We start from the raw sequence: 26387 nt of genomic DNA on the forward strand, positions 1-26387 counted from the left end.
CTCTTGTAGCGTCGAGCTGGCTCGACTGTTCGGAAACGCGGGGCTGGCTGCTCAGGCCGCCGAAGACAGCGCCGGTTCCCCGGCGATCAGGCGGTCGAAGTACTCGGTGGTCAGCGCGATCTGGCTCTGCGGGTCTTCGGCACGGTTGACCACCGCGCGGAACGCGGCGTTCTCCGGACGATCCTTGGCATACCAGCCCAGGTGCTTGCGCGCGATGCGCACGCCCTGCGGTTCACCATAGAAGGCATGCAGCGCGTGCAGGTGGCCGAGCAGGATGTCGCGCACTTCCGCCAGCGATGGCGGTGGCAGTTCCTCGCCGGTGGCCAGGTAGTGCGCCACTTCGCGGAAGATCCACGGCCGGCCCTGCGCGGAGCGGCCGATCATCACTGCGTCCACGCCGGTCTGCTGCAGCACGTAGGCGGCCTTCTGCGGCGAATCGATATCGCCGTTGGCGATGACCGGAATGCGCAGTGCGGCCTTGATCTCGCCGATGGTGGCGTACTCGGCCTGGCCGGTGTAATGCTGGTCGCGGGTGCGGCCGTGCACGGCCAGTGCAGCGATACCGCTGTCCTCGGCGATGCGCGCGATCACCGGCCCATTGCGGTGGTCACAGTCCCAACCGGTGCGGATCTTCAGCGTGACCGGCACGTCCACCGCGTTGACCACGGCTTCGAGGATGCGCGCCACCAACTGCTCGTCGCGCATCAGCGCCGAGCCGGCCCAGGCGTTGCACACCTTCTTGGCCGGGCAGCCCATGTTGATGTCGATGATCTGCGCGCCGTGGTCGACGTTGTAGCGCGCGGCCTCGGCCAGCTGCTGCGGCTCGGTGCCGGCGATCTGTACGCTGATCGGTGCCGGTTCGCCCTCATGGTCCATGCGGTGGATCGACTTGCGCGTGTTCCAGAAGCGCGGGTCGCTGATGGTCATTTCCGAGGCGGCCAGTCCCGCACCCAGCCGTTTGCACAGCAGGCGGAAGGGCTTGTCGGTGACGCCGGCCATGGGGGCCAGCACGACGTTGGGGGCAATGGTGTACGGGCCGATCTGCATGCGCCCATTGTAGGGCGCGGGCGGCGGTACGGCCGTGTCGGGTACGGTCCGGTTCAGGCCGATCGGCACCGACCTCATGCCGTACCGGCATCAGCAGATGCTTGACGGTTGCTTCCGTCGCCCCCAGGGGCGGGCCATGGTAGGCGGCTAGCCCAGGCTCTGCCAGGCCTGCCGGGTCCCCAGCGCGAAGGCCAGCCCCAGGCCCAGGCAGACCAGCGAACTGACCACCCAGAAGCGCCGGCCGTTGTAGCCGGGTCGCAGCAGCGCCAGGCCGAAGCCCATCGCCGCGCGCAGCAGCAACAGCAGGGCGATGCCCGTCAGGACCAGGCGGCTTGCCGGCAGCGGCGAATGCCAGCCCGCGGCGGCCAGTGCGTACAGCGCCCAGGCCACCAGCACGGCAGTGATGCCGGCGGTCATCAGCGGCGGCCACCAATGCCCGGCCTGTGCCAGCCGGACCATACGCTGGCCAGCACCGAAGTACCTGTACCAAGGGGCGCCGAAGGCGATGCAGCCGATATGCAGCAGGGCTGCAATGGCACTGCCGGCGGCCGCGAACAGCAACCAGGGGAATCCGTCCATGTCCTGCCCGTGCAAGGAAGCTGCGCGGATGGTGGGCCAGGGGCAGGATGTGGGCAATGCGACAGGCGGTCGCAGGGGCCGGGCAATGGGCAAAAGAGAGGCCCAGGTGCCTGTGCACCCGGGCCTTGTCATCCACGCGTGGCGTGGAATTACTTGGCTTCGGCGTCGGCCGGGGTGAAGCGCGGCATCGCCGCTGCAGCGCCTTCCTTCTCGGTTGAACGACCGGCGAACTGGTTGGCGAAGCGCACGTGGCGGGCGAACGGGGCGTCGGCCACCTGCGCCAGCGACGCGGCCAGCGCACCGTTGAAGGCGTCACCGGCACCGGTGGTGTCGATCGCCTGCACCTGTTCGGCACCCACGCGGTAGTACGGCTGGGTATCGCCGCGCAGGTTCTCGTCGGCATGCGACACGAACACGCCCACCGAACCCAGGGTCACCACCACGGTACCGTTGCCGACCAGCTTGCGGCACAGCGCGTGCAGGCTGGCGCCATCCAGTGCGGCGACATCGTTGGCATCCACGCGCTCACCGACATGGCGGCCGAGCAGCGCGGCGAACTCGGTCTCGTTCGGGGTGATCACATCGGCCAGCTTGAGCAGGCCAATGGTCGAGGGCGCGTCGGCCGGTGCGGTGTTGAGCACGGTGGTGACACCGGCCTCGCGGGCCGTGGCCAGCGCCGCTTCGATGGTCTGCACCGGCGATTCCAGCTGTACCAGCACCACCTTGGCGCTGGTCAGCAGGGCCTGCTGCTGTTGCAGGAAATCAGTGCTCAGCGCGGCGTTGGCGCCCGGGCCGATCACGATGGTGTTGCGGCCACGCGCGTCCACGTAGATGCCCGCAGTGCCGGTCGGCTCGCTGCTGGCTTCGGCGATCAGCCCGAAGCCGTCCTGCGCAGCCAGCTCGCGCGCGGTGGCGCCACCAGCGTCATCGCCCAGCGCGCACACGAAGTGCGTGTCGGCGCCGGCGCGGCAGGCCGCGACCGCCTGGTTGAAGCCCTTGCCACCGGGGCCGGTGCTGTAGCGGCCGGCAATGGTCGCACCCGGTGCCGGCAGCGACTCGCACCGCCACACGTGATCGACATTGAAGGAACCGACGACAACGACACTGCTGCTCATAGGAAATCTTTTCTCAACCAGGGGTTCAACTGAAGTGCGTCAGCACGCCGGCGATGGTCGCCGTCATGAAGGTGGCAATGGTACCGCCCAACACCGCGCGCAGGCCGAACTTGGCCAGATCGTGGCGACGTTCCGGCGCCAGGCCGCCGATGCCGCCGATCTGGATCGCGATCGAGCTGAAGTTGGCAAAGCCGCACAGCGCGTAGGTGGCGATCAGGCGACCTTCGTCGGACAGGCTCACGCCCGCCACCTGGCCGTTCACGATCTGCGACAGCTCGGTGTAGGCCACGAACTCGTTGATCACGACCTTCTGGCCGATCAGCGAACCGACGGTGGTGGCATCAGCCCACGGGGTACCGATCACCCAGGCGATCGGGGCCAGCACGTAGCCGAAGATGGTCGACAGGTTGGTCGGCTTGCCGATGGCAGCGGCCAGGCCGGTCACATCGCCGATCCAGGTCAGCGGGGCGTTCAGCAGTGCGATCAGGGCGATGAAGGCCAGCAGCATCGCGCCGATGTTCAGCGCCAGCTTCAGGCCGTCACCGGCACCGGCAGCGGCCGCGTCGATGATGTTGCTGGAGGTCTTCTCGACTTCCATCTTCACCGTGCCGCGGGTCAGCGGGGTGCCGGTTTCCGGAATCAGCAGCTTGGCCACGACCAGGGTGGCCGGTGCGGCCATGATGCTCGCCGCCAGCAGGTGCTTGGCATAGAAGGCCTGCTGCACCGGGTCGCCACCGCCGAGCATGCCCACGTAGGCCGCCAGCACGCCGCCGGCGATGTGCGCCATGCCGCCGATCATCATGGTCAGCAGCTCGGACTGGGTCATCCTGGCGATGTACGGGCGCACGGTCAGCGGCGCCTCGGTCTGGCCGATGAAGACGCTGGCGCAGACGCTGGTGGTTTCCGCGCCGGACACGCGCATCACCTTGGTGATCGACCAGGCCATCACGCGCACGATCGCCTGCATGACGTTGAGGTGGTACATCACCCCCATCAGCGCCGAGAAGAAGATGATGGTCGGCAGCACCTGGAAGGCGAAGATGAAGCCGTAGTTCTTGGTGTCCATCAACGAGCCGAAGATGAAGCCCGAACCCTCGTTGACGAAGCTCAGGACCTTGACGAAGCCCTTGCCCAGCGCATCGAACACGTCGCGCCCGCCCGGCACCAGGATCACCAGCGCCGCGAACGCGATCTGCAGGGCGATACCGGTGGCAACCAGCTTCCAGTCAACCGCACGCTTGTTGTTGGAAAACAACCAGGTGATGCCGATCAGCACCGCCAACCCGAACAGGCCGAAGCCGATCCTGCCCAAACCTTCGACCATGTGAGTGACTCCCCTGGGGCGTCGCGAAAAACGGGAAGCCTAGTGCAGGGCAGGGGCCGGGGCAAGAAAAAGCAGCGTGCGCGCGCCCATCGGTACCGATCAGGCCAGCAACGGCAAGGGCTTGCGGCCGGCGGCGGCAGGTAGAATGGGGCTCGATCCCGGCCCGGATGCGGGCCCGCAGCAGGAGATTCGCATGCAATACCGTCGCCTGGGCTCCACCGGCCTGCCGATTTCCGCCCTGTCCTTCGGCGCCTGGGTGACCTTCGGTGACCAGATCCCGCGCGACGAGGCCCGCAACCTGGTGGCTGCCGCCTGGGACCACGGCGTCAACTTCTTCGACAACGCCGAGGGCTATGCCAACGGCCGCGCCGAACAGGTGATGGGCGATGTGATCGCCGACCTGCGCCTGCCGCGCGACGGCATCTGCGTCTCCAGCAAGGTGTTCTTCGGCAGCGCCAGGGACCCACGGCCGACCCAGCGCGGCCTGTCGCGCAAGCATGTGACCGACGCCTGCCATGCCGCGCTCAAGCGCCTGCGGGTGGACTACCTGGACCTTTATTACTGCCATCGCCCGGATCCGGATGCACCGATTGCCGAGACCGTGCATGCCATGGATACCCTGGTGCGGCAGGGCAAGATCCTCTACTGGGGCACCTCGGAGTGGTCGGCGGTGCAGATCCAGCAGGCGCTGGACATCGCCGGAGCACGCAACCTGCAGGGCCCATCGATGGAGCAGCCGCAGTACAACCTGCTGCACCGCGAACGCGTCGAGGTCGAGTATGCGCCGCTGTATGCCGGTGCCGGCCTGGGCACCACCATCTTCTCGCCGCTGGCCTCGGGCCTGCTGACCGGCAAGTACGACCAGGGCATTCCGGCCGACGCGCGGCTGGGCCGGGAAGGCATGGAATGGCTGCAGGCGCTGGTGCTGGGTGACGACGCCGAGGCCCGCCTGGCCCAGGTGCGCCGCTTCAGCGAAGCAGCGCGCGAGCTGGGCCACGCCCCGGCCACGCTGGCGATTGCCTGGTGCCTGCGCAATCCGAACGTCTCCAGCGTGATCCTCGGCGCCAGCCGGGTCAGCCAGCTGCTGCAGAACCTGCAGGCGCTGGAGGTGCTGGAGCAGGTCGATGCGGCTGGCTGGGCGCAGGTCGAAGCCGCCTTTGCCTGAACCCCGGGGCCGACCGGGCCTTGGGGGCCTCGGTCGGGCCGGCTCGGGCTCGGGCCTCGGTAGAGTCGACTGATTAGTCGACTGCTTCGAGCATCAGCAGTCGACCAACAGTCGACTCTACACGGCTGTGTCGCCATTTGATTGACATGATCTATCGAATTTCAGAATTCGATCATTAATCTCATCAATCAAATTGAGAATGGTTGTTGATTGTCAACTGAGAATCATTATCATTTAACTCGTCCCTCGCACGAGTCCAGATGCTCATGAATGCTCAACCTGTACTGCTGCGCCCCGAAACGCTGACCCTCCGCGATCGACCGGTCCGCGTCGTTCCGCCGGAAGAGGTGATCGACAGCGAAGCCCTGCTCAAGGGCCGTCGTGAAATCCTGATCCAGCACGGCGACCGCTTCTACCGCCTGCGGCACACCAGCAACGACAAGCTGATCCTGACCAAGTAATCGCGGCCTGGTCGCCCGCCTCCCTCCCTCCTGCCGGCAGCGCCGGCAGGGTGGGCGACCCGTCCGCGCCCGCTCTCTCCCCCTCGGTCTACCGCGTGCACCTCCCGGGTGTGCCGGTAACCGGGGGTTCCCCTGCCTGACCGAACGAACCCGATGACCCGCCCTACCGCCCTTTGCCTCGCCGTCTGGATGGCCCTGCCGCTGTCCGCCCACGCTGCCGCCGCGGCCACTGCCACCCCCGAGGCGCGCGACTTCGACCGCGTGCAGGTCACCGCCACCCGCACCGAGCGGGCAGTGAGTGACGTGGCGGCCACCGTCGATGTCATCGACCGCGAGCAGATGGACCGGCACCTGGTGCAGGACATCAAGGATCTGCTGCGCTACGAGCCGGGCCTGTCGGTGAGCCGCAGCGCCGCGCGCTTCGGCCTTGGCAGCATCCGCATCCGTGGCCTGGACGGCAACCGCGTGCGCGTGCAGACCGATGGCATCGCCATGCCCACCAGCTTCAACATCGGCTCGTTCTCCAACGCCAACCGCAACTTCACCGATCTGGACACGCTCAAGCGCGTGGAGATCGTGCGCGGCCCGGCCAGCTCGCTGTACGGTTCCGACGCGCTCGGGGGTGTGGTGGCCTTCGTCACCAAGGATCCGGCCGATTACCTGAAGGATGGCAAGGACAGCTACGTCGGCCTGAAGTTCGGCTACGACGGTGAGTGGAAGGGCCTGCTCGGCGGCGTGACCGGCGCGTTCGGCGGCGAACACTGGAGCGGCATGGTCAACATCAACCATCGCCAGGGCCAGGAAACCGGCAACAAGGGCGATGTTCGCAGCCTCGACAACACCCGTACCGCGCCCAACCCGCAGGACCGCGACGGTCGCAGTGGCCTGGCCAAGCTGGTCTATGCACCGAGCGAGGACCAGCGCTTCCGCCTGACCGTGGAAGGCAACGAAGACAACACCGATACCAACGTGCTGTCTTCGATCGACCGTACCACCACCACCGGCATGAAGGCGCGCGACACGCAGAACCGCACCCGCGTGTCGTTCGCCCATGAAATGGATGCGCTGGACAAGGGCTTCGCCGACAGCCTGCATTGGCAGCTGTATACCCAGCACAGCGAAACCACCCAGATCACCGACGAGGACCGCGCCAACCGCAGCCGCCGCCACCGCGAGTTCAACTTCGATCAGCGCGTGTACGGCCTGCAGGCACAGTTCAACAAGGCGTTCAGCACCGGCAGTGTCGAACATGCGCTCACCTACGGCTTCGAAGGTGCGCATACCGAGATCCGCCAGAAGCGCGACGGCTACCAGGTCCTGGCCAATGGACAGGCCAGCACCACCATCCTGCCCGATGCCTTCCCGGTACGTGATTTCCCGATCAGCAAGACCACCGAGCTGGGCCTGTACGCGCAGGATGAAATGCGCATGGCCGACGGCAGGCTGTCGCTGGTGCCGGGCGTGCGTGTGGATCGTTACGAGCTGAAGCCGGAAGTGGACAGCATCTTCGCCGACGACAATCCCGGCGTTGCGGTGGCCAGGCTGACCAAGACCAGCGTCTCGCCGAAGCTGGGCATGGTCTATCGCTTCAGCGACGAATGGTCGCTGTTTGCCGGCTATTCGCATGGCTTCCGCTCGCCGCCGTACAACGACGTCAACCTGGGCTTCACCAACTTCGCCTTCGGTTACACCGCCATTCCCAATCCGGACCTGAAACCGGAAACCAGTGATGGCATGGAGCTGGGCCTGCGCTTCCTGTCACCGGCCGCCTACGTCAGCGTCAGCGGCTACTACAACGAGTACAAGGACTTCATCGAGTCGCAGTCGCTGGTCGGTACAAACGCGCAGGGCCTGATGGTGTTCCAGTCGCGCAACATCGCCGATGCGCGCATCTACGGCGCCGAACTGAAGGCTGGCGTTGACTTCGGCCAGATCAACCCGGCGCTGCAGGGTTGGGCGCTGCGCAGCTCGGTGGCCTGGTCGCGCGGCGACAACAGGACCGAGGACACGCCGCTGGATTCGGTCGACCCGCTGCACGGCACCGTCGGCCTGATGTACGACACCGACACCTGGGGCGTCGAACTGGCCGGCACCTTCGTCAAGCGCAAGGACCGCGTCACCGCAGCGACGGTGTACCGCCCGGCCGGCTACGGCGTGGCCGACCTGATGGCGCACTGGAACTTCGCCCCGGGCGCGACCTTCAACGTCGGCGTGTTCAACCTGGGCGACAAGCGCTACATCGATTGGTCCAACGTGGGTTCGACGCTGTCGCCGACCAGCCGCGTGCTGGATCGCTACACCAGCCCGGGCCGCACCCTTTCCGCCAGCCTTGCCGTTTCCTGGTGACCTCATGAGCCGAGCCTTGTCCGCACGCAGGAACGACGCCATCGCCGTGCAGGGCAGCGCGGCCTGGCCGACCCCGGCACAGCTGGCCACGCTCGGCACCGTGTTGTGCCTGTACCACGCCGACGGCAACGAGTTGGGTGGCTGGCGCCAGGCGGTGCGCGTGCACGCCTGCCAGGGCGTGGACAGCGAGGGCATACGCGAAAGCCTGTGTTTCCTTGATGCCCGCGGCCGCTGCGTGTGGCGCCTGTACCTGCTGCCCGACAGCGATTTCCTGGCCTGGGACCGGCTGGTCGCGGCGCTGCCGCCGGGCCCGAAGCACGACAGCGATGGCAGTGTCGGCGAACGCCTCTGGCGGCGCCTGGCCGGGCACCTCGGTGGCCAGCGCTGGCGCCTGTGCCCGCTGCGCCTGCATGCCGCGGACGAGGGCCGCACGCTGGCGGCCAGCCTGTCGACGTTGTCCTCGCTGGGCGCAGCCACCGCGCGTCGCATCGCGCGGCTGGAGGGTGCCGAAGGCGAGCTGGCGATCGACGATTGCTGCTGCGCCGACGCCGCGCGCCGGCCGACACCGCGTATTCCCGGCGACCTGCCGCTGATCCGCCTGTGATCCTTTCCTGATGGAACGCCCGACGGCCCTGGAAGGCCTCTCAACGAACCTGCAACCCCGAAGGAAGACCCCGATGAAGTTCCAGACAGCCAGCGTCATGCTGCTGCTCGCTGCCAGCGGCGTGGCCAGCGCGCAGCCCTCCGACATCGCCCGCGACCACGACAGCATCCTCGCCATGCAGGGCGAGTACACCGTCGACTTCGCGTTCGACGAGACCGTGCTGCTCAAGCCCGGCTACGAGCGTGCGCCGGCGATGCGCAGCGGCGGCAGCGAAGTGGTCATCGTGGTCGAGGACACCCCGCAGCGCATTGTGCTGCAGCACCTGCTGCTGGACGAGAAGAGCGGCCACATCACCAAGCACTGGCGCCAGGACTGGGTCTACGAAGCACCGAACCGTTTCGAGTTCAGCGCCGACCAGACCTGGCAGGTGCGCAGTATTCCGTCGGCGGTGAACCAGGGCGCCTGGACCCAGTGCGTGTATGAAGTGAGCGATGCACCGCGCTACTGTGGCACCGGTAAATGGACGTACACCAACAACGTGCCGAGCTGGACCAGCGACCTGAGCTGGCGGCCGTTGCCGCGTCGTGAGTACACCAAGCGCAGCGACTACAACGCGCTGGCCGTGGTCAACCGCCACACGCTCACGCCCAATGGCTGGACCCACGAGCAGTTCAACACCAAGGTGCAGCGCAACGCCGATGGCAGCCAGGTGGAGATCGCACGCGAGTTCGGCTTCAACGATTACGTGAGAACCACCGAGATCAACTTCACCCCGGCCCGCAATTACTGGAAGGCCACTGCCGGTTACTGGGCCAAGGTGCGCCAGCGCTGGGACGGTTTCCTCGGCCAGGCCCCGGGCGTGCACCTGAAGACCAAGCTCGACGGCATGGCGATGATCATTCCGCTGTTCACCCAGGCCGAAGCGATCCAGTCCGGCAAGAAGGTGAAGGACGCGCAGATCGACGAGGTGTTCGCCAAGTACGTGGAAAAGGCGCCGAAGGAAGGCTGATCGCCGCGATGGAGATGGGTGCCGGGCGTACCCGGCACCGCATCCACCGGCTGCCGGTGGGGGCCGGGCTTGCTCGGCACGCCATCCGGAGGCGCAACCGCCTCAGGCTTCGCGCAGCGCCAACGCCGGCGGCGTATGCAGGATCGCCCGCGTACCCCACCAGCCCGCCAGCAGGCTCAAGCCGATGCCGACCACGCCGCCGATCAGCAGCCCCGGCCACGGCGGCAGCAAGGGCAGTTCGAACACCTTCTGCGAGACCGCCACGCCGATGGCAGCCGCTGCGCCCACCGCCAGCATCGCCGCCAGCGTGCCCAGCGCGCCGAACTCCACCAGTACCGCGCCGCGCAACTGGCGCCGGGTCGCGCCCAGCGTGCGTAGCACCGCGCTGTCGTAGCGGCGCTCGCCGGCGGTGGCCTGCAGCGCGGCCAGCAGCACCAGCACGCCGGCCAGCAGGCTGAACACCATCACCAGCTGCACCGCCTGTGCCACCCGCTCCATCACATCGCGCACCTGCGAGATCACCGCGTCCACGTCCAGCAGCGACAGGTTGGGCTGTGCGCGCACCAGCTCGCCCAGGCCCGCCGCCTTGCCGGCCGGCAGATGGAAGGCCGACAGCAGGTTGTGCGGGGTGTCGCCCACTGCATTCGGGTTCAGCAATACGAAGAAGTTCGGCCGGAAGGTGTTCCAGTCCGCCTTGCGTACGCTGGTGACAGTGAACTCGCGTTCCTGCTCGCCCACTGCAATGGTGATGCGATCGCCCGGGTACACGCCGTAACGCTTGGCCCAGCCGATCTCCACCGACGCCTCCGCCGCAGTGCTGTCAGGCATCCAGAAGGTGCCGTTGACCAGCGTGTTGGCGGGGGGGAAGGTGCTGCGCCAGCTGAAGTTCAACGGCCGGTTTTCATCATCATCCTCACGCTGGCCTTCGCCTTGCGACGGCTGCCCGTCCTGCGAAGGCGTACGATCGACGCGCAGCGGCGGCTTGCCATTGATCGCGATCAGCCGTCCGGTGGCCATCGGTTCGATGCTGGCGTCGTCGGCGCCCAGTCCGCGCAGCGCGGCCAGCACGCTGTCGCGCTGTTCGGGCTGGATGTTGATCAGGAAGTAGTTGGGCGTATCCGCAGGCAGGCGCTCGCGCCATTGCTGCAGCAGGCCGGGGCCGGTCACCGCCAGCAACAGCAGCGCGCACAACGACAGCGACAGCCCGACCAGCTGCATCACTGCCAGCATCCGGCGCCGGGTCAGCGCGGCCAGGCCGAGCCGCCAGTGGCCGTGCAGGCGGTGCTGCAGGCCGCGCAGCAGCTGCAGCAGCACGAAGCCGACCACGCCGGCGGCCAGTGCCAGCGCGGCCAGGCCGCCGAGCACCCACAGCGCCAGCTTCAGGTCGCCGGTGACTTGTACGGCCAGCAGCAGGCTGGCTGCCAGCGCTGCCACATAGGCCAGCAGTGACGCCGGCGGCAGGGCAGCGAAGGAACGGTTGAGCACCCGCATCGGCGGCACCCCACGCAGGCGCAGCAGTGGCGGCAGGCCGAAGCCGAACAGCAACAGCAGGCCGATGCCGGCGCCGGTCAGCGCAGGCATCGCCTCGGGCAGCGGCAGGCGCTGCGGCACCAGGCTGCCCAGTACCTGCACCAGGCCTTCCTGCGCGGCCATGCCCAGGCCGATGCCGAGCGCACAGGCCGGCACCGCCAGCATCAGCAGCTGCAGCGCCAGGCCCAGCAGGATGTCGCGCTGGCGCGCGCCCAGGCAGCGCAGGATCGCGACCTGGTCGATGCGGCGCAGGGCGAAGCGGTTGGCCGCCAGTGCCGTGGCCACGCCGGCCAGCAGCACCGCCAGCAGCGCGCTCAGGCCGAGGAAGCGCCCGGCCAGATCGAAGGCCTGGCGCACGCCGCGCTGGGTGTCGTCCACGCTCAGCAGGCGCAGGCCCTTGACCTGCGGCAGCAGCCACTGGCGCAGCGCGGCAATCTGATCGGCCGGTCCAGCGAACATCAGCCGGTAATTGATGCGGCTGCCCGGGCCGAGCAGTCCCGTGCCTTCCACATCGGCGCGGTTGACCAGCAGGGTGGGCGAGAGCGCCAGCAGATCGCCGCCGGTGTCCGGCTCGGCCTCGATGATGCCGGCGATGCGCAGCGTGCCGGCGCCGAATTCGAGGTCATCGCCGGCCTTCAGGCCCAGCCCCTGCAGCAGGCGCGGGTCGGCATAGGCCTGGCCCTTGGGCGGCATGCCGGCATCGGCGATCAGCGCCCCGCCGGGCGTGGCCCGAACCCGCAGCGTGCCGCGCAGCGGATAACCCGCCTGCACCGCCTTGATGCTGGCCATCTGGCTGGCATCGCCGTTGAACAGCACGCTGCCGAAGCTGGCGATGCGGGTATGCGCCAGTCCACGCCGTTGTGCCTCGTCGGCGAATGCCTGCGGCGGGTCATCACGCCCGGCGATGCCGAGATCGCCACCGAGCATTTCCGCCGCGCTGCCGGTCAGTGCCAGGTTGACCCGGTTCACCAGCGTGCCCACCGCGGTCATCACCGCCACGCCCAGCACCAGTGCGGCGAACACGGTCAGCAGGTCACCGGCCAGGGCCTCGCGACGCAGCGCGCGCCACGCGTGCCGCAGCAGGTTCATGCCTGGGCTCCGCGCTCGACCGGCAGCAGGCGGCCGTCGTCGATACGATGGATGTACTGGCAACGCTGCGCCAGGCGCATGTCGTGGGTGACCAGGACCAGGGTGGTGCCGCTGCCGGCGTTGAGTTCGAACAGCAGGTCGCTGATGTGCTGGCCGGTGGCATGGTCCAGCGATCCCGTCGGTTCGTCGGCGAACAGGATGCGCGGGCGGGTGACGAAGGCACGTGCCAGTGCCACGCGCTGCTGCTCGCCGCCGGACAGCTGGCGCGGGTAGTGGCGGGCACGATGGGCCAGGCCCACCTGCGCCAGCACCTCGTCCACCCGCGCGCGGTCCTCGCGTCCGGCCAGCTCCAGTGGCAGCGCGACGTTCTCGGCGGCGGTCAGCGCCGGCAGCAGGTGGAAGCTCTGGAACACGAAGCCAACCTCGCGCGCGCGCAGCTGGGCCCGCGCTTCTTCATCGAGGTCGCCCAGGTCCTGGCCCGACAGCGCAATGCGGCCGCGGCTGGGCAGGTCCAGCCCGGCCAGCAGGCCGAGCAGGGTGGTCTTGCCCGAACCGGAGGCGCCGACGATGGCCGCGCTGGTGCCTTCATGGACGGTCAGGGTGATGTTGTCCAGTATGTGGACTTCACCCTCCGGGCCCTGCACGGATTTGCCGACCTGGTCGACGGCGATGGCGACGGGCGCGCTGCGGGGGGACAGGCTGTCGATGAGGAGACTCCAATGCGCAAGACGGGATGGAGCCGGCGAGCCGGCGCGATGATGGTGCTGCTGCTAGGGTTGCTGCTGTTGCCGGGGCTGGCCTGTGCCAAAGGTCCGGCCGGGACCGTGCTGGTGCTCGGCGACAGCCTCAGTGCCGCCCACAATATCCCTGCCGACGCCGGCTGGGTCAGCTTGCTGCAACAGCGGGTCAGGCAGCAGTCGAAAACCCCGGCGCGCATCGTCAACGCCAGCATGAGCGGGGAAACCACCGCCGGCGCGCTGACCCGCCTGCCGGGCCTGCTGGCCAGGGAGAAGCCGACCGTGGTGGTGATCGCGCTGGGCGGCAATGACGCGCTGCGCGGGCTGACCCCGGCGCAGGTGCAGGGCAACCTGGGAAAAATGGTGCAGGCCAGCCAGAAGGCCGGTGCCAAGGTGCTGCTGCTGGGCATCGACGTGCCCCCCAACTACGGACCGGCCTACCGCCAGCGCCTGGCCGCGGCCTACAAGGCGCTGGCCACGCAGTACAAGGTGCCGCTGCTGCCGTTCCTGCTGGAGGGCGTGGCCCTGCAGCCGGGCATGATGCAGGCCGACGGCCTGCACCCCACGGCGCAGGCGCAGCCGAAGCTGCTGGACAATGTCTGGCCGCTGCTCAGGCCGCTGCTCTGAACCGTTTGTGTACCTCTTGACGGAACTTCACATCGCGTCCACCGTCGATCCGGCATGTTTCACAAAGCTGAAGTTAGAGGGAATCACATGCGTCAGACGAAGGAGACCTCCGGCTTGGTGCTGGTGGTCGAAGACAACCGCAACATCTCCGAGATGATCGGCGAATACCTGGAAGGTCGCGGCTTCGAAGTCGACTATGCACAGGACGGCCTGGATGGCTACCGCCTCGCGGCGGAAAACAGCTATGACGTCGTGGTGCTCGATCTCATGTTGCCGCGCCTGGATGGCATCGAAGTGTGCCGTCGCCTGCGCAACGACGCGCGCAAGTCCACGCCGGTGCTGATGCTCACCGCACGCGACACGCTGGACGACAAGCTCACCGGCCTCGGGTTCGGCGCCGATGACTACCTGACCAAGCCGTTCGCGATCCAGGAGCTGGAAGCCCGCCTGCGCGCGCTGATCCGTCGCGAACGCCGCCAGGTCGGTTCGGAGGTGCTCAAGGTCGCCGACCTGGTGCTCGATCCGGTCAGCATGCGGGCTACCCGTGCCGGCACCGAGCTGCAGCTGTCGCCGATCGGCCTGCGCCTGCTGACCATCCTGATGCGCGAATCGCCGCGCGTGGTCACCCGCCAGGAGATCGAACGCGAGATCTGGGGCAATGGCCTGCCGGATTCGGACACCCTGCGCAGCCATCTGTACAACCTGCGCAAGATCATCGACAAGCCGTTCGACCGTCCGCTGCTGCACACCGTGCAGAGCGCCGGCTACCGCATTGCCGATATTGCCCAGCCGATGGCCTGATCGGGGCCCGGCCTGTGCAGCATCAGGCCCGGCCGGGCAACGACCCCGCACCGGGCACGGGTGACCGGCCGGCGTTGCCGCCGGTCATCCTCCGTGCACGACTACGGCGCAGCGCGCTGCCTATAATCGCAGCGCTCTGACCGGGACCCCGCAATGCCGCACGGCCTGCCGCGCAAGATCCGTATCGCCTTCATCCTGCAGGCAGTTCTGGCCAGCCTGGGCATCCTGCTCGGTGCCTGGCTGGTCTCGCTGGTGATCAAGCACAGCCTGGTCGGTGCCGCCCTGCGCGAGGAAGCGGCCTATTACTGGACGCTGCACGAGGCGTCGCCGGTGCAGCCGCCGCCGAACACCCACAACATCCGCGGCTACCTGCTGGAAAGCGGGCAGTCGGCACTGTCATTGCCGGCCAACCTGCGCACCCTGGAGCCTGGCTTCCACGAGCTGCCCCAGGACGACCAGCTGGTGCTGGTCGACGTGCGCCCTGCCGGTCGCCTGTACCTGGTGTTCCTGCGCTCGCGCGCGGAGATGCTGGCGTTCTGGTTCGGCATCGTGCCGGTGCTGCTGACCCTGTTGGCGGTGTATGGCGCCAGCTGGGTCACCTACCGTGCCTCCAAGCGACTGGTGTCGCCGGTGAACTGGCTGGCGCGGCGCGTCTCGCGCTGGGACCCGGGCCACCCCGAAGCGGCCGATCTGGAGCCGAACAAGCTGCCGGCGGACATGCAGGGCGAGACCCGGCAGCTGGCCGCTGCGCTGCATTCGCTGGCCAACCGGGTCAGCGCGCACGTCGCGCGCGAGCGCAACTTCACCCGCGATGCCAGCCATGAGCTGCGCACGCCGTTGACCGTCATCCGCGTGGCCAGCGACATGGCCCTGGGCGATGAAACCCTGCAGCCGCGCCTGCGCCGCAGCCTGCAGCGCATCCAGCGCGCCGGCCGTGACATGGAAGCGGTGATCGACGCGTTCCTGATCCTGGCCCGCGAGGCCGATGTCGAACCGCAGATCGAGCTGTTCGACGTCAACGACATCGTCCGCCACGAGGTGGACAATGCCAACGAGCTGCTGGGCAACCGGCCCGTATCGGTGCACCTGCACGGTGAAGGCCCGGTACAGCTGCACGCACCGCCGCGGGTGCTGCAGGTGGTGGTCAGCAACCTGGTGCGCAATGCCTGCAGCTACACCGACGAAGGGCGTATCGACGTGCACGTGCTCAATGACCGGGTGGTGGTGCGCGATACCGGCATCGGCATGTCCGCCGAGGCGCTGTCGCGCGCGTTTGAACCGTTCTACCGCGCCGAGCCGAGCCGTCCGCAGGGCACCGGCCTGGGCCTGTCGATCGTGCGCCGGCTGTGCGACCGCTTTGGCTGGAAGGTCAGCCTGGCCAGCGAGCCGGGCAAGGGCACCGAGGCCACGGTGGTATTCCGCTGACGCGGCACCTGCTGCCTCGGTAGATGCCGACCTTGGTCGGCGCTTTCAACAGGATTCACGCCGGTGCCCGATGCCAACCAAGGTTGGCATCGACCGGAAGGCGTGCGCGGGCGCGTTGCGGCGTCCGCAGTCCCTCAGTTGCAGTTGACCTTCGGCGCCAGCGCCTTGGTCCAGATTGCGTAACCGGCCGGGGTCATGTGCAGCATGTCCTCGCGGAACAGCGTCGCATCCGGCTGGCCATCGGCGCCGAGCATCGGCGTGTAGATGTCGGTGAAGCCGGTATTGGGCAGCCTCGCCAGTGCAGCCTTGATCAGCGTGTTGGCTTCGTTGATCGCCGGCAGCAGGTGCGCGCGCGACGGGCTCGGCTTGATCGACAGGTACTCCACTTTGGTCTTCGGCAGGTCGCGATGCACGCGTTGCACGAAGGCAACCACGTCGTCGCGCACCTGCACGGGGCTGCGGCCACTGTTGAGGTCGTTGTCGCCCGCGTAGAAGAACACCTTGCAGGGCGCATACGGCACCACGATGCGGTCGGCGTACCAGGTGCTGTCGCGTACTTCCGAGCCGCCGAAGCCGCGGTTGAACACTGGCTGGCCAGGGAAGTCGGTGGCCAGGCTCTCCCAGAAGCGGATCGAGGAGCTGCCGATGAACTCGATGCCACCGCGCGGCGGCGGGTTGGACTGGTCGGCGCCGACGAAGCGGGCCATGTCACCGGCCCAGGCCACGTTGGAGACCTGTTCGGGCACCCGGGGCGACTTGGCCGGGCTCAGCGCCTGGGCCAGCGGTGCGGCAGTCAGCAGGCCCAGCATCAGCAGGCAGGTACGGCGACGGGACATCAGGCGCTCCAGCAGGCAAGGGGGCACCCATCATAGGAGCATGCCCGGGCCGGTGCTTGCCCCTGGCAGGCCTTTCAGCGGGCCGGCGCGGGCTGCGGTTGGCGGCCTTGTGGCAAAATGGCCGCCATCTGCCTATTCCTGTGCACCCATGATTCCCTGCCGTGCGTCTGAGCGGTCGCTGCGCCGCGCCCCCGTTGCTGGATATCCCACCCGTGGCTGATCAGTTCGGCCACCTGCCGCGCGGCCCGCGCCGCATCTTCCAGGCCGCCCGCTGGTCCTGGCAGGGCCTCCGCGCTGCCTGGCTGCACGAGTCCTCGTTCCGGCTTGAGGTCTACCTGCTGATCCTGCTGACGCCGATCGCGGTCTGGCTGGGCCAGACGCCGGTCGAACGCGCGCTGCTGATCGGCTCGATGCTGCTGGTGCTGGCGATGGAGCTGGCCAACTCGGCCATCGAAGCGGTGATCGAACGCTACGGCAGCGAGATTCACGAACTGGCCGGCCGCGCCAAGGACATGGGCTCGGCGGCGGTGTTCGTGCTGATGATGAACGTGCTGCTGTGCTGGGCGCTGGTCGTGGTTCCGCACGCACTGGCCGGCACCTACGGCTGAAACCCCATTCCCCCACTGCCTTGAAGAGTTTCCATGTCCTTTGAGTTCCTCGCCGACCCCAATGCCTGGGTGACCCTGTTCACGCTCAGCGCGCTGGAAATCGTGCTCGGCATCGACAACCTGGTGTTCATTTCCATTGCCGTCAGCAAGCTGCCGGAAGAGCGCCGCCCGTTCGCCCGCAAGCTCGGCATCGCGGTGGCCTGCATTACCCGCATCGGCCTGCTGGTCTCGCTGGCCTACCTGGCGCACATGGCGGCCAACCTGTTCACCGTGGCCGGCATGGGCATCTCCATCCGTGACCTGGTGCTGATCGTCGGCGGCCTGTTCCTGATCATCAAGGGCTGCATGGAGATCAAGGAACTGATCAGCGGTGGCGAGGATGAAGATCCCAGCACCACCAAGGCCTCGGCCGTGTTCGGCTACGTGATCGCGCAGATCGCGGTGATCGACATCGTGTTTTCGCTGGACTCGGTGATCACCGCCGTCGGCATCGCCGACCACATTCCGGTGATGGTCGCCGCGATCCTGCTGTCGGTGATGGTGATGCTGCTGGCCGCCAACCCGCTGGGCCGCTTCATCGATGCCAACCCGACCGTGAAGATGCTGGCGCTCGCCTTCATCCTGATGATCGGCGCGGTGCTGATCCTCGATGGCCTGGACGTACACGTGCCCAAGCCCTACATCTACGCCGCGATGGGCTTCTCGGTGCTGGTGGAGTGGCTGAACCTGCTGATGCGCCGCCGCGCCCGCGAGCACAACGTTCCGGGCGCCGGTAACTGGTAAGCGCGCCACAGGCGTGTGCGTCCCTCAGAACCCCCGGCAATGCCGGGGGTTCTGCGTTGTGGGGGAGGTTTGGCTCTGCAGCGGCACTGCGGTTTTTGCACTTGTGGCTGCGTTCCGGCCTCCACTTGTGAACCAGGATCAACAGTGTTTTCCCGGGGCGAGGCTTAATCCGGCGCAGCAAAGCGCGCAGGCTACGCACTCCCGATTCCCGCCCCCCAGGACTGCCCCCATGAATTCCAGAGCCGCCTTGCTGGCGCTTGCCGTTGGCGCCTTCGCCATCGGAACCACCGAGTTTGCCCCGATGGGCCTGTTGCCGGTCATCGCCGACGGCGTCGGCGTTGGCATCCCCACTGCGGGCATGCTGATCACCGCCTATGCCGTGGGCGTGATGCTGGGCGCGCCGGTGATGACCCTGCTGATGGGCCGTTTCGGCAAGCGCACCGCGCTGATGCTGCTGATGTCGATCTTCGTGGTCGGCAACCTGCTGTCCGCGCTGGCCCCGAACTACGGACTGCTGCTGCTGTCGCGGCTGGTCACCAGCCTCAACCATGGTGCCTTCTTCGGCATTGGTGCGGTGGTCGCCGCCAGCCTGGTGCCGAAGGAAAAGCAGGCTGCGGCCGTGGCCACCATGTTCATGGGCCTGACCATCGCCAACATCGGCGGCGTGCCGCTGGCGACCTGGGTCGGCCAGCAGCTGGGCTGGCGCCTGTCCTTCGCCGGTACTGCGGCGCTGGGCCTGGTCGCGATCACTGCGCTGGGCCTGGCGCTGCCGGCGTCCGCACCGGGGCCGCGCCCGGACGTGCGCCGCGAACTGAAGGCGATCCTGCAGCCGCAGGTGCTGCTGGCGATGGCCACCACCGTGCTGGGCGCGGGCGCGATGTTCACGCTGTACACCTACGTCGCACCGGTGCTGACCGAGCTGACCGGTGCGTCCAATGCCTTCATCGCGATGTCGCTGGCCCTGATCGGCATCGGCTTCACCCTCGGCAACGGCATCGGCGGGCGCATGGCTGACTGGTCGCTCGATGGCGCCACCCGCATCCTGCTGGCTGCCCTGGCGGTGCTGATGTTCGTGCTGCCGCTGGCCTTCATGAGCCACGCCACTGCGGCGCTGGGCGTACTGCTGTTCGGTGCGGCGACCTTCGCCCTCGTGCCGCCGCTGCAGATCCGGGTGATGCAGGTGGCCAGCGAGGCGCCGGGCCTGGCGTCGTCGATCAACGTGGGGGCGTTCAACCTGGGCAATGCGGTGGGTGCGGCGCTGGGCGGTGCGGTGATCAGCTCGGGCCTGGGCTACGCCGCGATTCCGGTGGCCGGTGGCCTGCTGGCGGCATCGGGCCTGCTGCTGGCGTGGCTGGGGCGTCCCCGCACTGCGGTGGCCGAGGCCTGCTGAGGGGAGAGGGTTTCCGGCAGGGCTTGCAGCCCTGCACCCGCTGCAATCAACGTCAACGTCAAAAGCTGGCTATCCGTGGGATGGCGGGGTGGGTCCGGTGGCGGGGGGCGCCGTAAACCCGTCCCTGGGGGCTTGGCCGCGGCATCCATGCCGCGGACACCCCCGCCACCGGACCCACCCAGCCTTCGACAGTTTTCTGCGAGTTGTTGGAACCTGCTGCTGATGGTGGGTGCCGACCGTTGGTCGGCACGAATGCCTGGAGCATGGGCTTCTGCCGGGACGACTGCGTGGATGGAACTGACTGCCTGGTGCTATTCCAATACGGCCTCATCAGGGCTCCAGTTTCCGTCAGCAGGGTCCTGCAGCGATTCCGGCACCGGCCAGATAAGTACGCCGGCGTCCTCGCCGGCGAGTCGATGCGCATGAACCCACAGCTCCGTCCCGGCTCGATTGAATGCAAGGGATTTCAATGCGATTCCCTCAGGAACGCCGAGACGTGAGACGTGCCTGCCGGAATCCATGCGCCAGACATCGACGTAACGGCCCGGCGAAGCGCCTGTAACCGTCATCGCGAGCAGCCTGCCGTGAGCCGTGCGTGCCAGTGCCTGAGTACCGGTTTTTCGTTCCACCTCAAATGCCGCTTCCCCGGTGGAAAGACGATGAATGCGAAGAACGTCCCTCTGCTCTGGTGGATCACGAACCTCTTCGGCGACCCAGTCGCCCGCAGCGCTCCCAAACACCAAGCGTTCAGTGCCTGCCGACCTCAGTGGAAAGCTGTTGGCCACATCGCCTGACGCAGGTGCAACACCAACCAGACCGCAACTCGTGAACCAGAACAGTCCGTCACCCAGATCCGGTGCCGGACCTGAGGAGCAGGATTGCATGCAGCCAAAGACGCGCCGCCTCAAGTTGGTTCTGTCTTTCCAGAGCGCCTTCATCTCGATGGCGTCTCCTGATCCTGTGTCCATGATCCGCTCGGGGAAGCGCTCCTCCGTCGCCATATGAGACTCCGAGTAAAGATAGGAGTTGCCGTCGCGATCGAGGTGCCACCGCTGATCCATGGTGCTCTGCATGCAACGGTCGCTTCGGATCGACCCATTCGCATTGCCGTTGATCCGTACAGGACAGACCGTGAGAATCTGTCGCGTCAGGCGCGGTTCGATTGTTGTCAGCACCCATAAGCGTCCCTTCTGGTCGACCTTCGTCTGGATGACCCGCTGGCTTTCATCCATCTGCCAGGCGTCGATGCCCTCATCCTTCTTCGCGACGATGTAACCGTATGAACTGTCGGTGCCTGACGTCACATGGAACTGATCCTTGGCCAGCGAACGAATCTGGCCAGAGCTGCTGCCTGGTTGAATTCCCTGGATCGGAAGCCATCGCAGCATCATCGTCGCGCCATCCACGGGCGCGCGCGGGGCGATGTGCTGCACCGGTGGCTCGTCGTTTGAACTGAGCAGATCCGAGAGGACATCCAATGAAGCTTCGGGGCCCGCCGGGAAGGTCGACACCAGCGCCCGCACCTGGGCTGCAAACTCCTGGCTGGCGTCATTTTCGGTGATCAGCTGGGTTTCCCAGTGAGGGTAGGGGACAGCGGTGACCCCGGGAATGGAGGCGAAGGCTTTCCATTTGAGGCGTCGCTGCTCATGGCGCCTCTCTGCATACCAGACCAGCGTCTGCGAAGGAGTGCCTGCCAGATCCGTGAGATCGATCAGGACAACGTGCTTATCGCCTGACCTGCGTCGCGAGGTGTCAGTGTAAGAACTGGAGAATGTCCGCCGATCCACAGTCAGATCAGTGAATTCGGCGCCCGTGGGATCGAGGTCGGATGGAGACAGCTGTTCCATGTGAGTGCGCCAGCGCGATTTCTCTTCGGGCGCAATGACCCCCGTCGATGCCGCCACATCAATTGCAGCAAGGTTCTGCGCAAACGCGACTGCACTCTTCCCAGGGTGGAAGTGTCCGTAGACCTTCATCCACTCCCGCTCCATGTCTCCCAGGATAGGTTGAGTGTCATCCCTCAGGCGGAATGCGCTGGAAAAATAGCTTCGCGCGCGGAGCGTGGTACTGACCTCCTGCGTCGACGCTGACACGATATAGGCCCTGCCCATGTAGCTGTCACGCCCCACGTGAAGCAGCATGTCCCGGGCTTGGGTATCGTCTGGCGCAATGAGGACGGGCGTGGACGTCGGAGCGCCCCGCGTGGGATCCGGGGCTGGCTGGGCGCAAGCCGTTGGCATGAGCAGAGCGATGATCGCTGCTGTTGGAAGAATCTTGTGCATGATCGAGGTCGATGTCCATTTCCCGACCGATGGCTGCTGCCTCTGAGCGGAGCAGGCGGTTCACGTGCGGGATCCCTGTACTATCTGATGCGGAATTTGTGCTGGGCCATGCAACAAGTACGAAATGGGCTCGCAATCGACCGCTCGGGGGACCTTGCCGGCGGGAGGTGGAAGCCAAAGGCAGGGCCGCTCGCGGGCCCGGCGCGGGCGCTCTGAGCCAGCCCAGGCAATGCGCCAGACCGTTGGCATCAGCGCCCTGCTGGCCTGGACCCATTGGCCCTGCAGGATTCCTGTTCATCTCCACACGCTCATTAACACCGACCATGGCATGCTCGGCGCCAAGCCCACCCGGAACCTCCGCCATGCGCCTGTTCACCCGTGTCCTGCCCCTGATGCTGCTGGCCTCCCTGCTGTCCGGCTGCGGCTACAACGCCATCCAGCAGAAGGATGAGGCGGTCAAGGCCAGCTGGTCAGAAGTGCTCAACCAGTACAAGCGCCGCGCCGATCTGGTGCCCAACCTGGTGCAGACGGTGAAGGGCTTTGCCAGCCAGGAAGAGCGCGTGCTGACCGAAGTCACCAACGCCCGTTCGCGCGTCGGCCAGATCAACGTCAACGCCGACGACGAAGCCTCGCTCAAGCAGTTCCAGCAGGCCCAGGGCGAACTGGGTAGCGCGCTGTCGCGGCTGCTGGTGGTGACCGAGAACTACCCGGTGCTGAAGTCCGACCAGAACTTCCGCGACCTGCAGGCCCAGCTGGAAGGCACCGAAAACCGGATCACGGTTGCGCGTGGTCGTTACATCCAGCAGGTGCAGGACTACAACACCTACATCCGTTCGTTCCCGCAGGTGATCACCGCCAAGATCTTCGGCTACAAGACCAAGCCGAACTTCACCGTGGACAACGAAGCGCAGATCTCCAACGCACCGGCGGTGGATTTCGGCAACGCGCCGCAGCAGCAGCCGGCACCGCAGCCGGGCCACTGACCGATGCGCCTGACCACTGCGCTGCTGGCCCTGCTGCTGTGGCTGCCGCTGGCATCGCACGCCCAGCAGCTGGCGCCGGTTCCGACGCTGGATTCGCCGGTGGTCGACACCACCGGCACGCTGGATGCCGCGCAGAAGCAGGTGCTGGTACAGCAGGCGCTTGACCTTCAGCAGCGCAAGGGCAGCCAGCTGCAGGTGCTGGTGGTACCCACCACCCAGCCGGAAGACATCGCCCAGTACACCACGCGGGTCTTCGACCAGTGGCAGATCGGCCGCAAGGGCGTGGATGACGGCGTGCTGCTGGTGGTGGCCAAGGACGACCGGCGCGTGCGGATCGAGCCGGGCTACGGCCTGGAAGGCGCGATTCCCGATGCCATCGCCAACCGGGTCATCCAGGAGTACCTGGTGCCGCGCTTCCGCGCCGGCGACTACGCCGGGGGCATCACCGATGCCACCGCCGTGCTGGTCAAGCTGATCGATGGCGAAACGCTGCCGGCACCGGTCAGTGGCCATCGTGGGCGCGAGCCGGGTGCCGGCGGCGATACCTGGTTTCTGGCGCTGTTCATCGGTGTGTTCGCCGGCAGCATCCTGCGCGGCGTGTTCGCGCGCGTGCCGCGCCCGCTGCGTGGCCTGCTCGGCGGCGCTGGCGCAGCCGTGGCGGCGTTCCTGTTCACCTCCACCCTGCTGGCCAGTGGCCTGGCCGGCGTGGTTGGCCTGATCGTGGCGATGCTGTCCGGCCATCCGGGGCGCTTTGCCGGCGGTGGTGGCTGGGGCGGCGGCAGCTGGGGCGGGGGAGGCGGCTTCGGCGGTGGTGGTGGATTCGGCGGTGGTGGCGGCTGGGGCGGCGGCGGTGGCCGTTCCGGTGGCGGTGGCGCTTCGGGAGGCTGGTGATGATCCAACGTCTGTTCCGCCATGTATTCTCGCCCTCGGTACGGCGTGCCTTCCCGCCAGCCACGCTGCAGGCGATCACCGAGGCCATCGCCGCCGGTGAGCAGTGCCACGGCGGTCAGGTGATGTTCGCTGTGGAGGCCGATCTGCCGCTGGCCGCGTTGTGGCACAAGGTCACCCCGAGGCAGGCCGCCGAGCATGCCTTCGCACGCCTGCGCACCTGGGATACCGCCCACAACAACGGCGTGCTGATCTACCTGCTGCTGGCCGACCATGCCATCGAGATCGTCGCCGACCGAGGCCTGCATGGCCGGGTCAGCCCGGCGCAGTGGCAGCGGGTCTGCACCCATCTGCGCGAGGGCCTGCGTGGTTCCCATCCGGTGGAAGCGCTGCAGGATGCCATCGACGAGGTCTCCAGCCTGATCGAAGGGCACTTTCCGGCCTCGACGCGGTCGAACGATGACGCGTTGCCGAACTCGCCCCAGCTTCTTGGTTGAGCCGGGGCGGCACTGGCCCGAGAATAGGCGTTCAACCGCAAGGCACCTTCCATGATCTATTTCCACGACATCGACCCCATCGCCCTCTCGCTGGGGCCGATCAAGGTGCATTGGTACGGCATCATGTACCTGCTGGGCTTCACTGCGGCCTGGCTGCTGGGCCGCACGCGCATCGCGGCCGGGCGCCTGCCGGGCGTCGATGCCAACGGCTTCTCCGACCTGTTGTTCTACGCCATGCTCGGCGTGGTGCTGGGCGGCCGCATCGGCTACATGCTGTTCTACGCGCTGGGCGATTTCCTGCACAACCCGCTGCTGCTGTTCAAGGTGTGGGACGGTGGCATGAGCTTCCATGGCGGCCTGCTGGGCGTGCTGGGTGCCTGCTGGTGGTGGTCGCGCAAGCACGCGCTGCACTTCTTCGACACCATGGATTTCATGGCGCCGCTGGTACCGCTGGGCTTGGGTTTTGGCCGCATCGGCAACTTCATCGGTGCCGAGCTGTGGGGCAAGTACACCGACGGCACGTGGGGCGTGGTGTTCCCGTCCGGCCTGCCGGCGCCGCTAAACCAGCTCGACCACGCGACCCTGCAGGCGCAGTTCGCCACCGGCGCGCTGAACCAGTTCGCCCGCCATCCCTCGCAGCTGTATGAAGCGTTCCTGGAAGGCCTGGTGATGTTCGTGGTGCTGTGGACGGTGTCGGCCAAGCCGCGCCACCGCTACCTGGTCGGCGGCCTGTTCGCGCTGATGTACGGCCTGTTCCGCTTCGCCGTCGAATTCGTACGCATGCCCGACAACGGCGTCTACGTGGCCTTCGACTGGCTGACCCGTGGTCAGATCCTCAGCCTGCCGCTCATCGCCTTCGGCCTGGTGCTGCTGGCGATGTCGCGCCGCGCGCCGGTGCTGCAGCCGCAACCGGTGATGGCAGCGGAGGGCAAGGCATGAAGGCCTACCTGGACCTGCTCGCGCATGTGCTGGAACATGGCGCGCAGAAGAGCGACCGCACCGGCACCGGCACCCGCAGCGTGTTCGGCTGGCAGATGCGCTTCGACCTCAATGAAGGTTTCCCGCTGGTCACCACCAAGAAGCTGCACCTGCGCTCGATCATCCACGAGCTGCTGTGGTTCCTGAAGGGCGATACCAACATCGGCTACCTGAAGGACAACCAGGTACGCATCTGGGACGAGTGGGCCGACGAGAACGGCGACCTCGGTCCGGTCTACGGCAAGCAGTGGCGCAGCTGGGCCACCGCCGATGGCCGCGAGATCGACCAGATGCAGTGGCTGGTGGACGAGATCAAGCGCAACCCCGATTCGCGCCGGCTGGTGGTCAGCGCCTGGAACGTGGGCGAGCTTTCGCAGATGGCGCTGATGCCGTGCCACAACCTGTTCCAGTTCTACGTGGTGGACGGCAAGCTCAGCTGCCAGCTGTACCAGCGCAGCGGCGACATCTTCCTCGGCGTGCCGTTCAACATCGCCAGCTATGCGCTGCTGACCCACATGGTGGCGCAGGCCACCGGCCTGGGCGTGGGCGACTTCGTGCATACGCTGGGCGACGCGCACCTGTATTCGAACCACTTCGAGCAGGCGCGCGAGCAGCTTTCGCGTGAACCGCGCGCGCTGCCGAGGCTGTGGTTGAACCCGGAGGTGACCGACCTGTTCGGCTTCCGGTTCGACGACATCCGCATCGACGGCTATGACCCGCACCCGGCGATCAAGGCGCCGGTGGCGGTGTGAGTGCCATGAAGCTCTCGATGATCGTGGCGCTGGACCGCAACCGGGGCATCGGCCAGGGCAATGCCATGCCCTGGCACCTGCCGGATGATTTCAAGCACTTCAAGGCGCTCACCCTGGGCAAGCCGATCCTGATGGGGCGCAGGACGGCCGAGTCGATCGGCCGCGTACTGCCGGGGCGGACCAACCTGGTGCTGACCCGCAGCGGCCAGGTGCCGTTCGCGGGCATGCGCGCGGTGGCGTCGCTGGACGAGGCGAAGGCGATTGCCGAAGGCGAGGGCGCCAGCGAGCTGTGCATCATCGGCGGCGGTGAGATTTTCCGTCAGCTGCTCGACCAGGCCAGCGACCTGTACCTGACCTGGGTCGATGCCGAAGTCCCCGCGGATACCCATTTCCCCGAGGTGGACGTGCAGGACTGGCGGGAAGTGAGCAGCGAGCCGCACCCGGCCGATGAACGCCATGCCTACGCGTTCCGTTTCGTGCACTACGTGCGCCGCTGAGGATGGTTTCCTGTAGAGCCGAGCCATGCTCGGC

25 protein-coding genes are annotated in these 26387 nt (G+C 67.2%); 17 read left to right on the plus strand and 8 right to left on the minus strand.

The genetic code is table 11. The annotated features are described in order from the left end of the window. Positions 1-51: 51 nt before the first annotated feature. The 4 genes from dusB to ACMGRF_RS01635 form a co-directional block, all read right to left on the minus strand. Positions 52-1047: a tRNA dihydrouridine synthase DusB gene (gene dusB / locus ACMGRF_RS01620; RefSeq protein WP_180880501.1), complete on the minus strand. Its 996-nt coding sequence runs from the start codon at positions 1045-1047 to the stop codon at positions 52-54. A 147-nt stretch (positions 1048-1194) separates the two neighbouring features. Continuing rightward, positions 1195-1626: a hypothetical protein gene (locus ACMGRF_RS01625; RefSeq protein ID WP_049441332.1), complete on the minus strand. Its 432-nt coding sequence runs from the start codon at positions 1624-1626 to the stop codon at positions 1195-1197. A 149-nt stretch (positions 1627-1775) separates the two neighbouring features. After that, positions 1776-2741: a ribokinase gene (locus ACMGRF_RS01630; protein WP_049414049.1), complete on the minus strand. Its 966-nt coding sequence runs from the start codon at positions 2739-2741 to the stop codon at positions 1776-1778. Between the two features lie 25 nt (positions 2742-2766). Next, positions 2767-4065 carry a NupC/NupG family nucleoside CNT transporter gene (locus tag ACMGRF_RS01635; protein ID WP_049414048.1) on the minus strand — a complete coding sequence of 433 codons (1299 nt, stop codon included), beginning with the start codon at positions 4063-4065 and terminating at the stop codon, positions 2767-2769. 193 nt (positions 4066-4258) lie between these two features. Here ACMGRF_RS01635 and ACMGRF_RS01640 point away from each other — a divergent pair, with 193 nt between their 5' ends. From ACMGRF_RS01640 to ACMGRF_RS01660, 5 genes are all read left to right on the plus strand, one after another. Further along, complete coding sequence (locus ACMGRF_RS01640) at positions 4259-5230, plus strand: aldo/keto reductase (RefSeq protein ID WP_049414073.1); 972 nt, start codon at positions 4259-4261, stop codon at positions 5228-5230. Positions 5231-5496: 266 nt separating this feature from the next. Further along, positions 5497-5691, plus strand: a complete 195-nt coding sequence (gene hemP / locus ACMGRF_RS01645) for a hemin uptake protein HemP (protein ID WP_005412278.1) — start codon at positions 5497-5499, stop codon at positions 5689-5691. Between the two features lie 153 nt (positions 5692-5844). Further along, positions 5845-8037: a TonB-dependent hemoglobin/transferrin/lactoferrin family receptor gene (locus ACMGRF_RS01650; protein ID WP_349675237.1), complete on the plus strand. Its 2193-nt coding sequence runs from the start codon at positions 5845-5847 to the stop codon at positions 8035-8037. A 4-nt stretch (positions 8038-8041) separates the two neighbouring features. Next, the gene (locus ACMGRF_RS01655; RefSeq protein ID WP_049414045.1) at positions 8042-8641 is read left to right on the plus strand and encodes a Hemin transport protein; all 600 of its coding nucleotides are present in this window, start codon (positions 8042-8044) and stop codon (positions 8639-8641) included. A gap of 73 nt (positions 8642-8714) precedes the next feature. Then, a complete protein-coding gene (locus ACMGRF_RS01660) occupies positions 8715-9650 on the plus strand; it encodes a DUF6607 family protein (protein WP_414485587.1) in 936 nt (311 codons plus the stop codon). Between the two features lie 102 nt (positions 9651-9752). Here the strand turns inward: ACMGRF_RS01660 and ACMGRF_RS01665 are convergent, their stop codons facing one another. Both ACMGRF_RS01665 and ACMGRF_RS01670 read right to left on the minus strand, forming a co-directional pair. Continuing rightward, positions 9753-12269: an ABC transporter permease gene (locus ACMGRF_RS01665; RefSeq protein WP_414485588.1), complete on the minus strand. Its 2517-nt coding sequence runs from the start codon at positions 12267-12269 to the stop codon at positions 9753-9755. After that, positions 12266-12913, minus strand: a complete 648-nt coding sequence (locus ACMGRF_RS01670) for an ABC transporter ATP-binding protein (RefSeq protein WP_049441344.1) — start codon at positions 12911-12913, stop codon at positions 12266-12268. The genes ACMGRF_RS01665 and ACMGRF_RS01670 overlap by 4 nt, the downstream gene beginning before the upstream one ends. Positions 12914-12988: 75 nt before the next feature. Between ACMGRF_RS01670 and ACMGRF_RS01675 the strand changes: the two genes are divergently transcribed. The 3 genes from ACMGRF_RS01675 (at position 12989) to ACMGRF_RS01685 (ending at position 15859) form a co-directional block, all read left to right on the plus strand. Further along, positions 12989-13633, plus strand: coding sequence for an arylesterase (locus tag ACMGRF_RS01675; RefSeq protein WP_099485346.1), 645 nt, complete (start codon positions 12989-12991; stop codon positions 13631-13633). A gap of 87 nt (positions 13634-13720) precedes the next feature. Beyond that, complete coding sequence (locus ACMGRF_RS01680) at positions 13721-14434, plus strand: response regulator transcription factor (protein WP_002811889.1); 714 nt, start codon at positions 13721-13723, stop codon at positions 14432-14434. A gap of 153 nt (positions 14435-14587) precedes the next feature. Continuing rightward, on the plus strand, positions 14588-15859 hold the full coding sequence (locus tag ACMGRF_RS01685) for a sensor histidine kinase (RefSeq protein WP_049414037.1): 1272 nt from the start codon (positions 14588-14590) through the stop codon (positions 15857-15859). Between the two features lie 134 nt (positions 15860-15993). On the opposite strand, the gene ACMGRF_RS01690 is transcribed toward ACMGRF_RS01685, so the two are convergent. Further along, the gene (locus ACMGRF_RS01690; protein ID WP_414485589.1) at positions 15994-16695 is read right to left on the minus strand and encodes an SGNH/GDSL hydrolase family protein; all 702 of its coding nucleotides are present in this window, start codon (positions 16693-16695) and stop codon (positions 15994-15996) included. A 212-nt stretch (positions 16696-16907) separates the two neighbouring features. Between ACMGRF_RS01690 and ACMGRF_RS01695 the strand changes: the two genes are divergently transcribed. The 3 genes from ACMGRF_RS01695 to ACMGRF_RS01705 all read left to right on the plus strand — a co-directional run bounded on the left by ACMGRF_RS01695 (position 16908) and on the right by ACMGRF_RS01705 (position 19476). Then, a complete protein-coding gene (locus ACMGRF_RS01695) occupies positions 16908-17303 on the plus strand; it encodes a diacylglycerol kinase (protein ID WP_134709401.1) in 396 nt (131 codons plus the stop codon). 33 nt (positions 17304-17336) lie between these two features. After that, positions 17337-18086 carry a TerC family protein gene (locus ACMGRF_RS01700; protein WP_005415336.1) on the plus strand — a complete coding sequence of 250 codons (750 nt, stop codon included), beginning with the start codon at positions 17337-17339 and terminating at the stop codon, positions 18084-18086. A 229-nt stretch (positions 18087-18315) separates the two neighbouring features. Next, positions 18316-19476, plus strand: coding sequence for an MFS transporter (locus tag ACMGRF_RS01705; RefSeq protein ID WP_049416670.1), 1161 nt, complete (start codon positions 18316-18318; stop codon positions 19474-19476). Positions 19477-19787: 311 nt separating this feature from the next. Here the strand turns inward: ACMGRF_RS01705 and ACMGRF_RS01710 are convergent, their stop codons facing one another. Further along, positions 19788-21758 carry a hypothetical protein gene (locus ACMGRF_RS01710; RefSeq protein ID WP_414485590.1) on the minus strand — a complete coding sequence of 657 codons (1971 nt, stop codon included), beginning with the start codon at positions 21756-21758 and terminating at the stop codon, positions 19788-19790. Positions 21759-22120: 362 nt separating this feature from the next. On the opposite strand from ACMGRF_RS01710, the gene ACMGRF_RS01715 reads away from it, so the two are divergent. Genes ACMGRF_RS01715 through ACMGRF_RS01740 form a run of 6 tightly spaced genes read left to right on the plus strand, consistent with a single transcriptional unit; the run spans position 22121 to position 26353 of the window. Further along, entirely contained in the window at positions 22121-22741 is a 621-nt protein-coding gene (locus ACMGRF_RS01715; RefSeq protein WP_005415338.1) for a LemA family protein, read from the plus strand. A gap of 3 nt (positions 22742-22744) precedes the next feature. Then, positions 22745-23632 (plus strand): TPM domain-containing protein, encoded by an 888-nt coding sequence (locus tag ACMGRF_RS01720; protein ID WP_414485591.1) that lies wholly within the window; start codon positions 22745-22747, stop codon positions 23630-23632. Then, a complete protein-coding gene (locus ACMGRF_RS01725) occupies positions 23632-24126 on the plus strand; it encodes a TPM domain-containing protein (protein ID WP_414485592.1) in 495 nt (164 codons plus the stop codon). The genes ACMGRF_RS01720 and ACMGRF_RS01725 overlap by 1 nt, the downstream gene beginning before the upstream one ends. A gap of 51 nt (positions 24127-24177) precedes the next feature. Then, complete coding sequence (gene lgt / locus ACMGRF_RS01730) at positions 24178-25065, plus strand: prolipoprotein diacylglyceryl transferase (RefSeq protein ID WP_005415341.1); 888 nt, start codon at positions 24178-24180, stop codon at positions 25063-25065. Beyond that, positions 25062-25856, plus strand: a complete 795-nt coding sequence (locus tag ACMGRF_RS01735) for a thymidylate synthase (RefSeq protein ID WP_099494711.1) — start codon at positions 25062-25064, stop codon at positions 25854-25856. Before lgt ends, ACMGRF_RS01735 begins: the two co-directional genes overlap by 4 nt. Positions 25857-25861: 5 nt before the next feature. Further along, positions 25862-26353, plus strand: coding sequence for a dihydrofolate reductase (locus ACMGRF_RS01740; RefSeq protein ID WP_049414497.1), 492 nt, complete (start codon positions 25862-25864; stop codon positions 26351-26353). The last annotated feature ends 34 nt before the right edge of the window (positions 26354-26387 follow it).

Origin of the sequence: Stenotrophomonas sp. EMP41 (assembly GCF_047495535.1) — a bacterium.
GTDB lineage: Bacteria > Pseudomonadota > Gammaproteobacteria > Xanthomonadales > Xanthomonadaceae > Stenotrophomonas > Stenotrophomonas sepilia.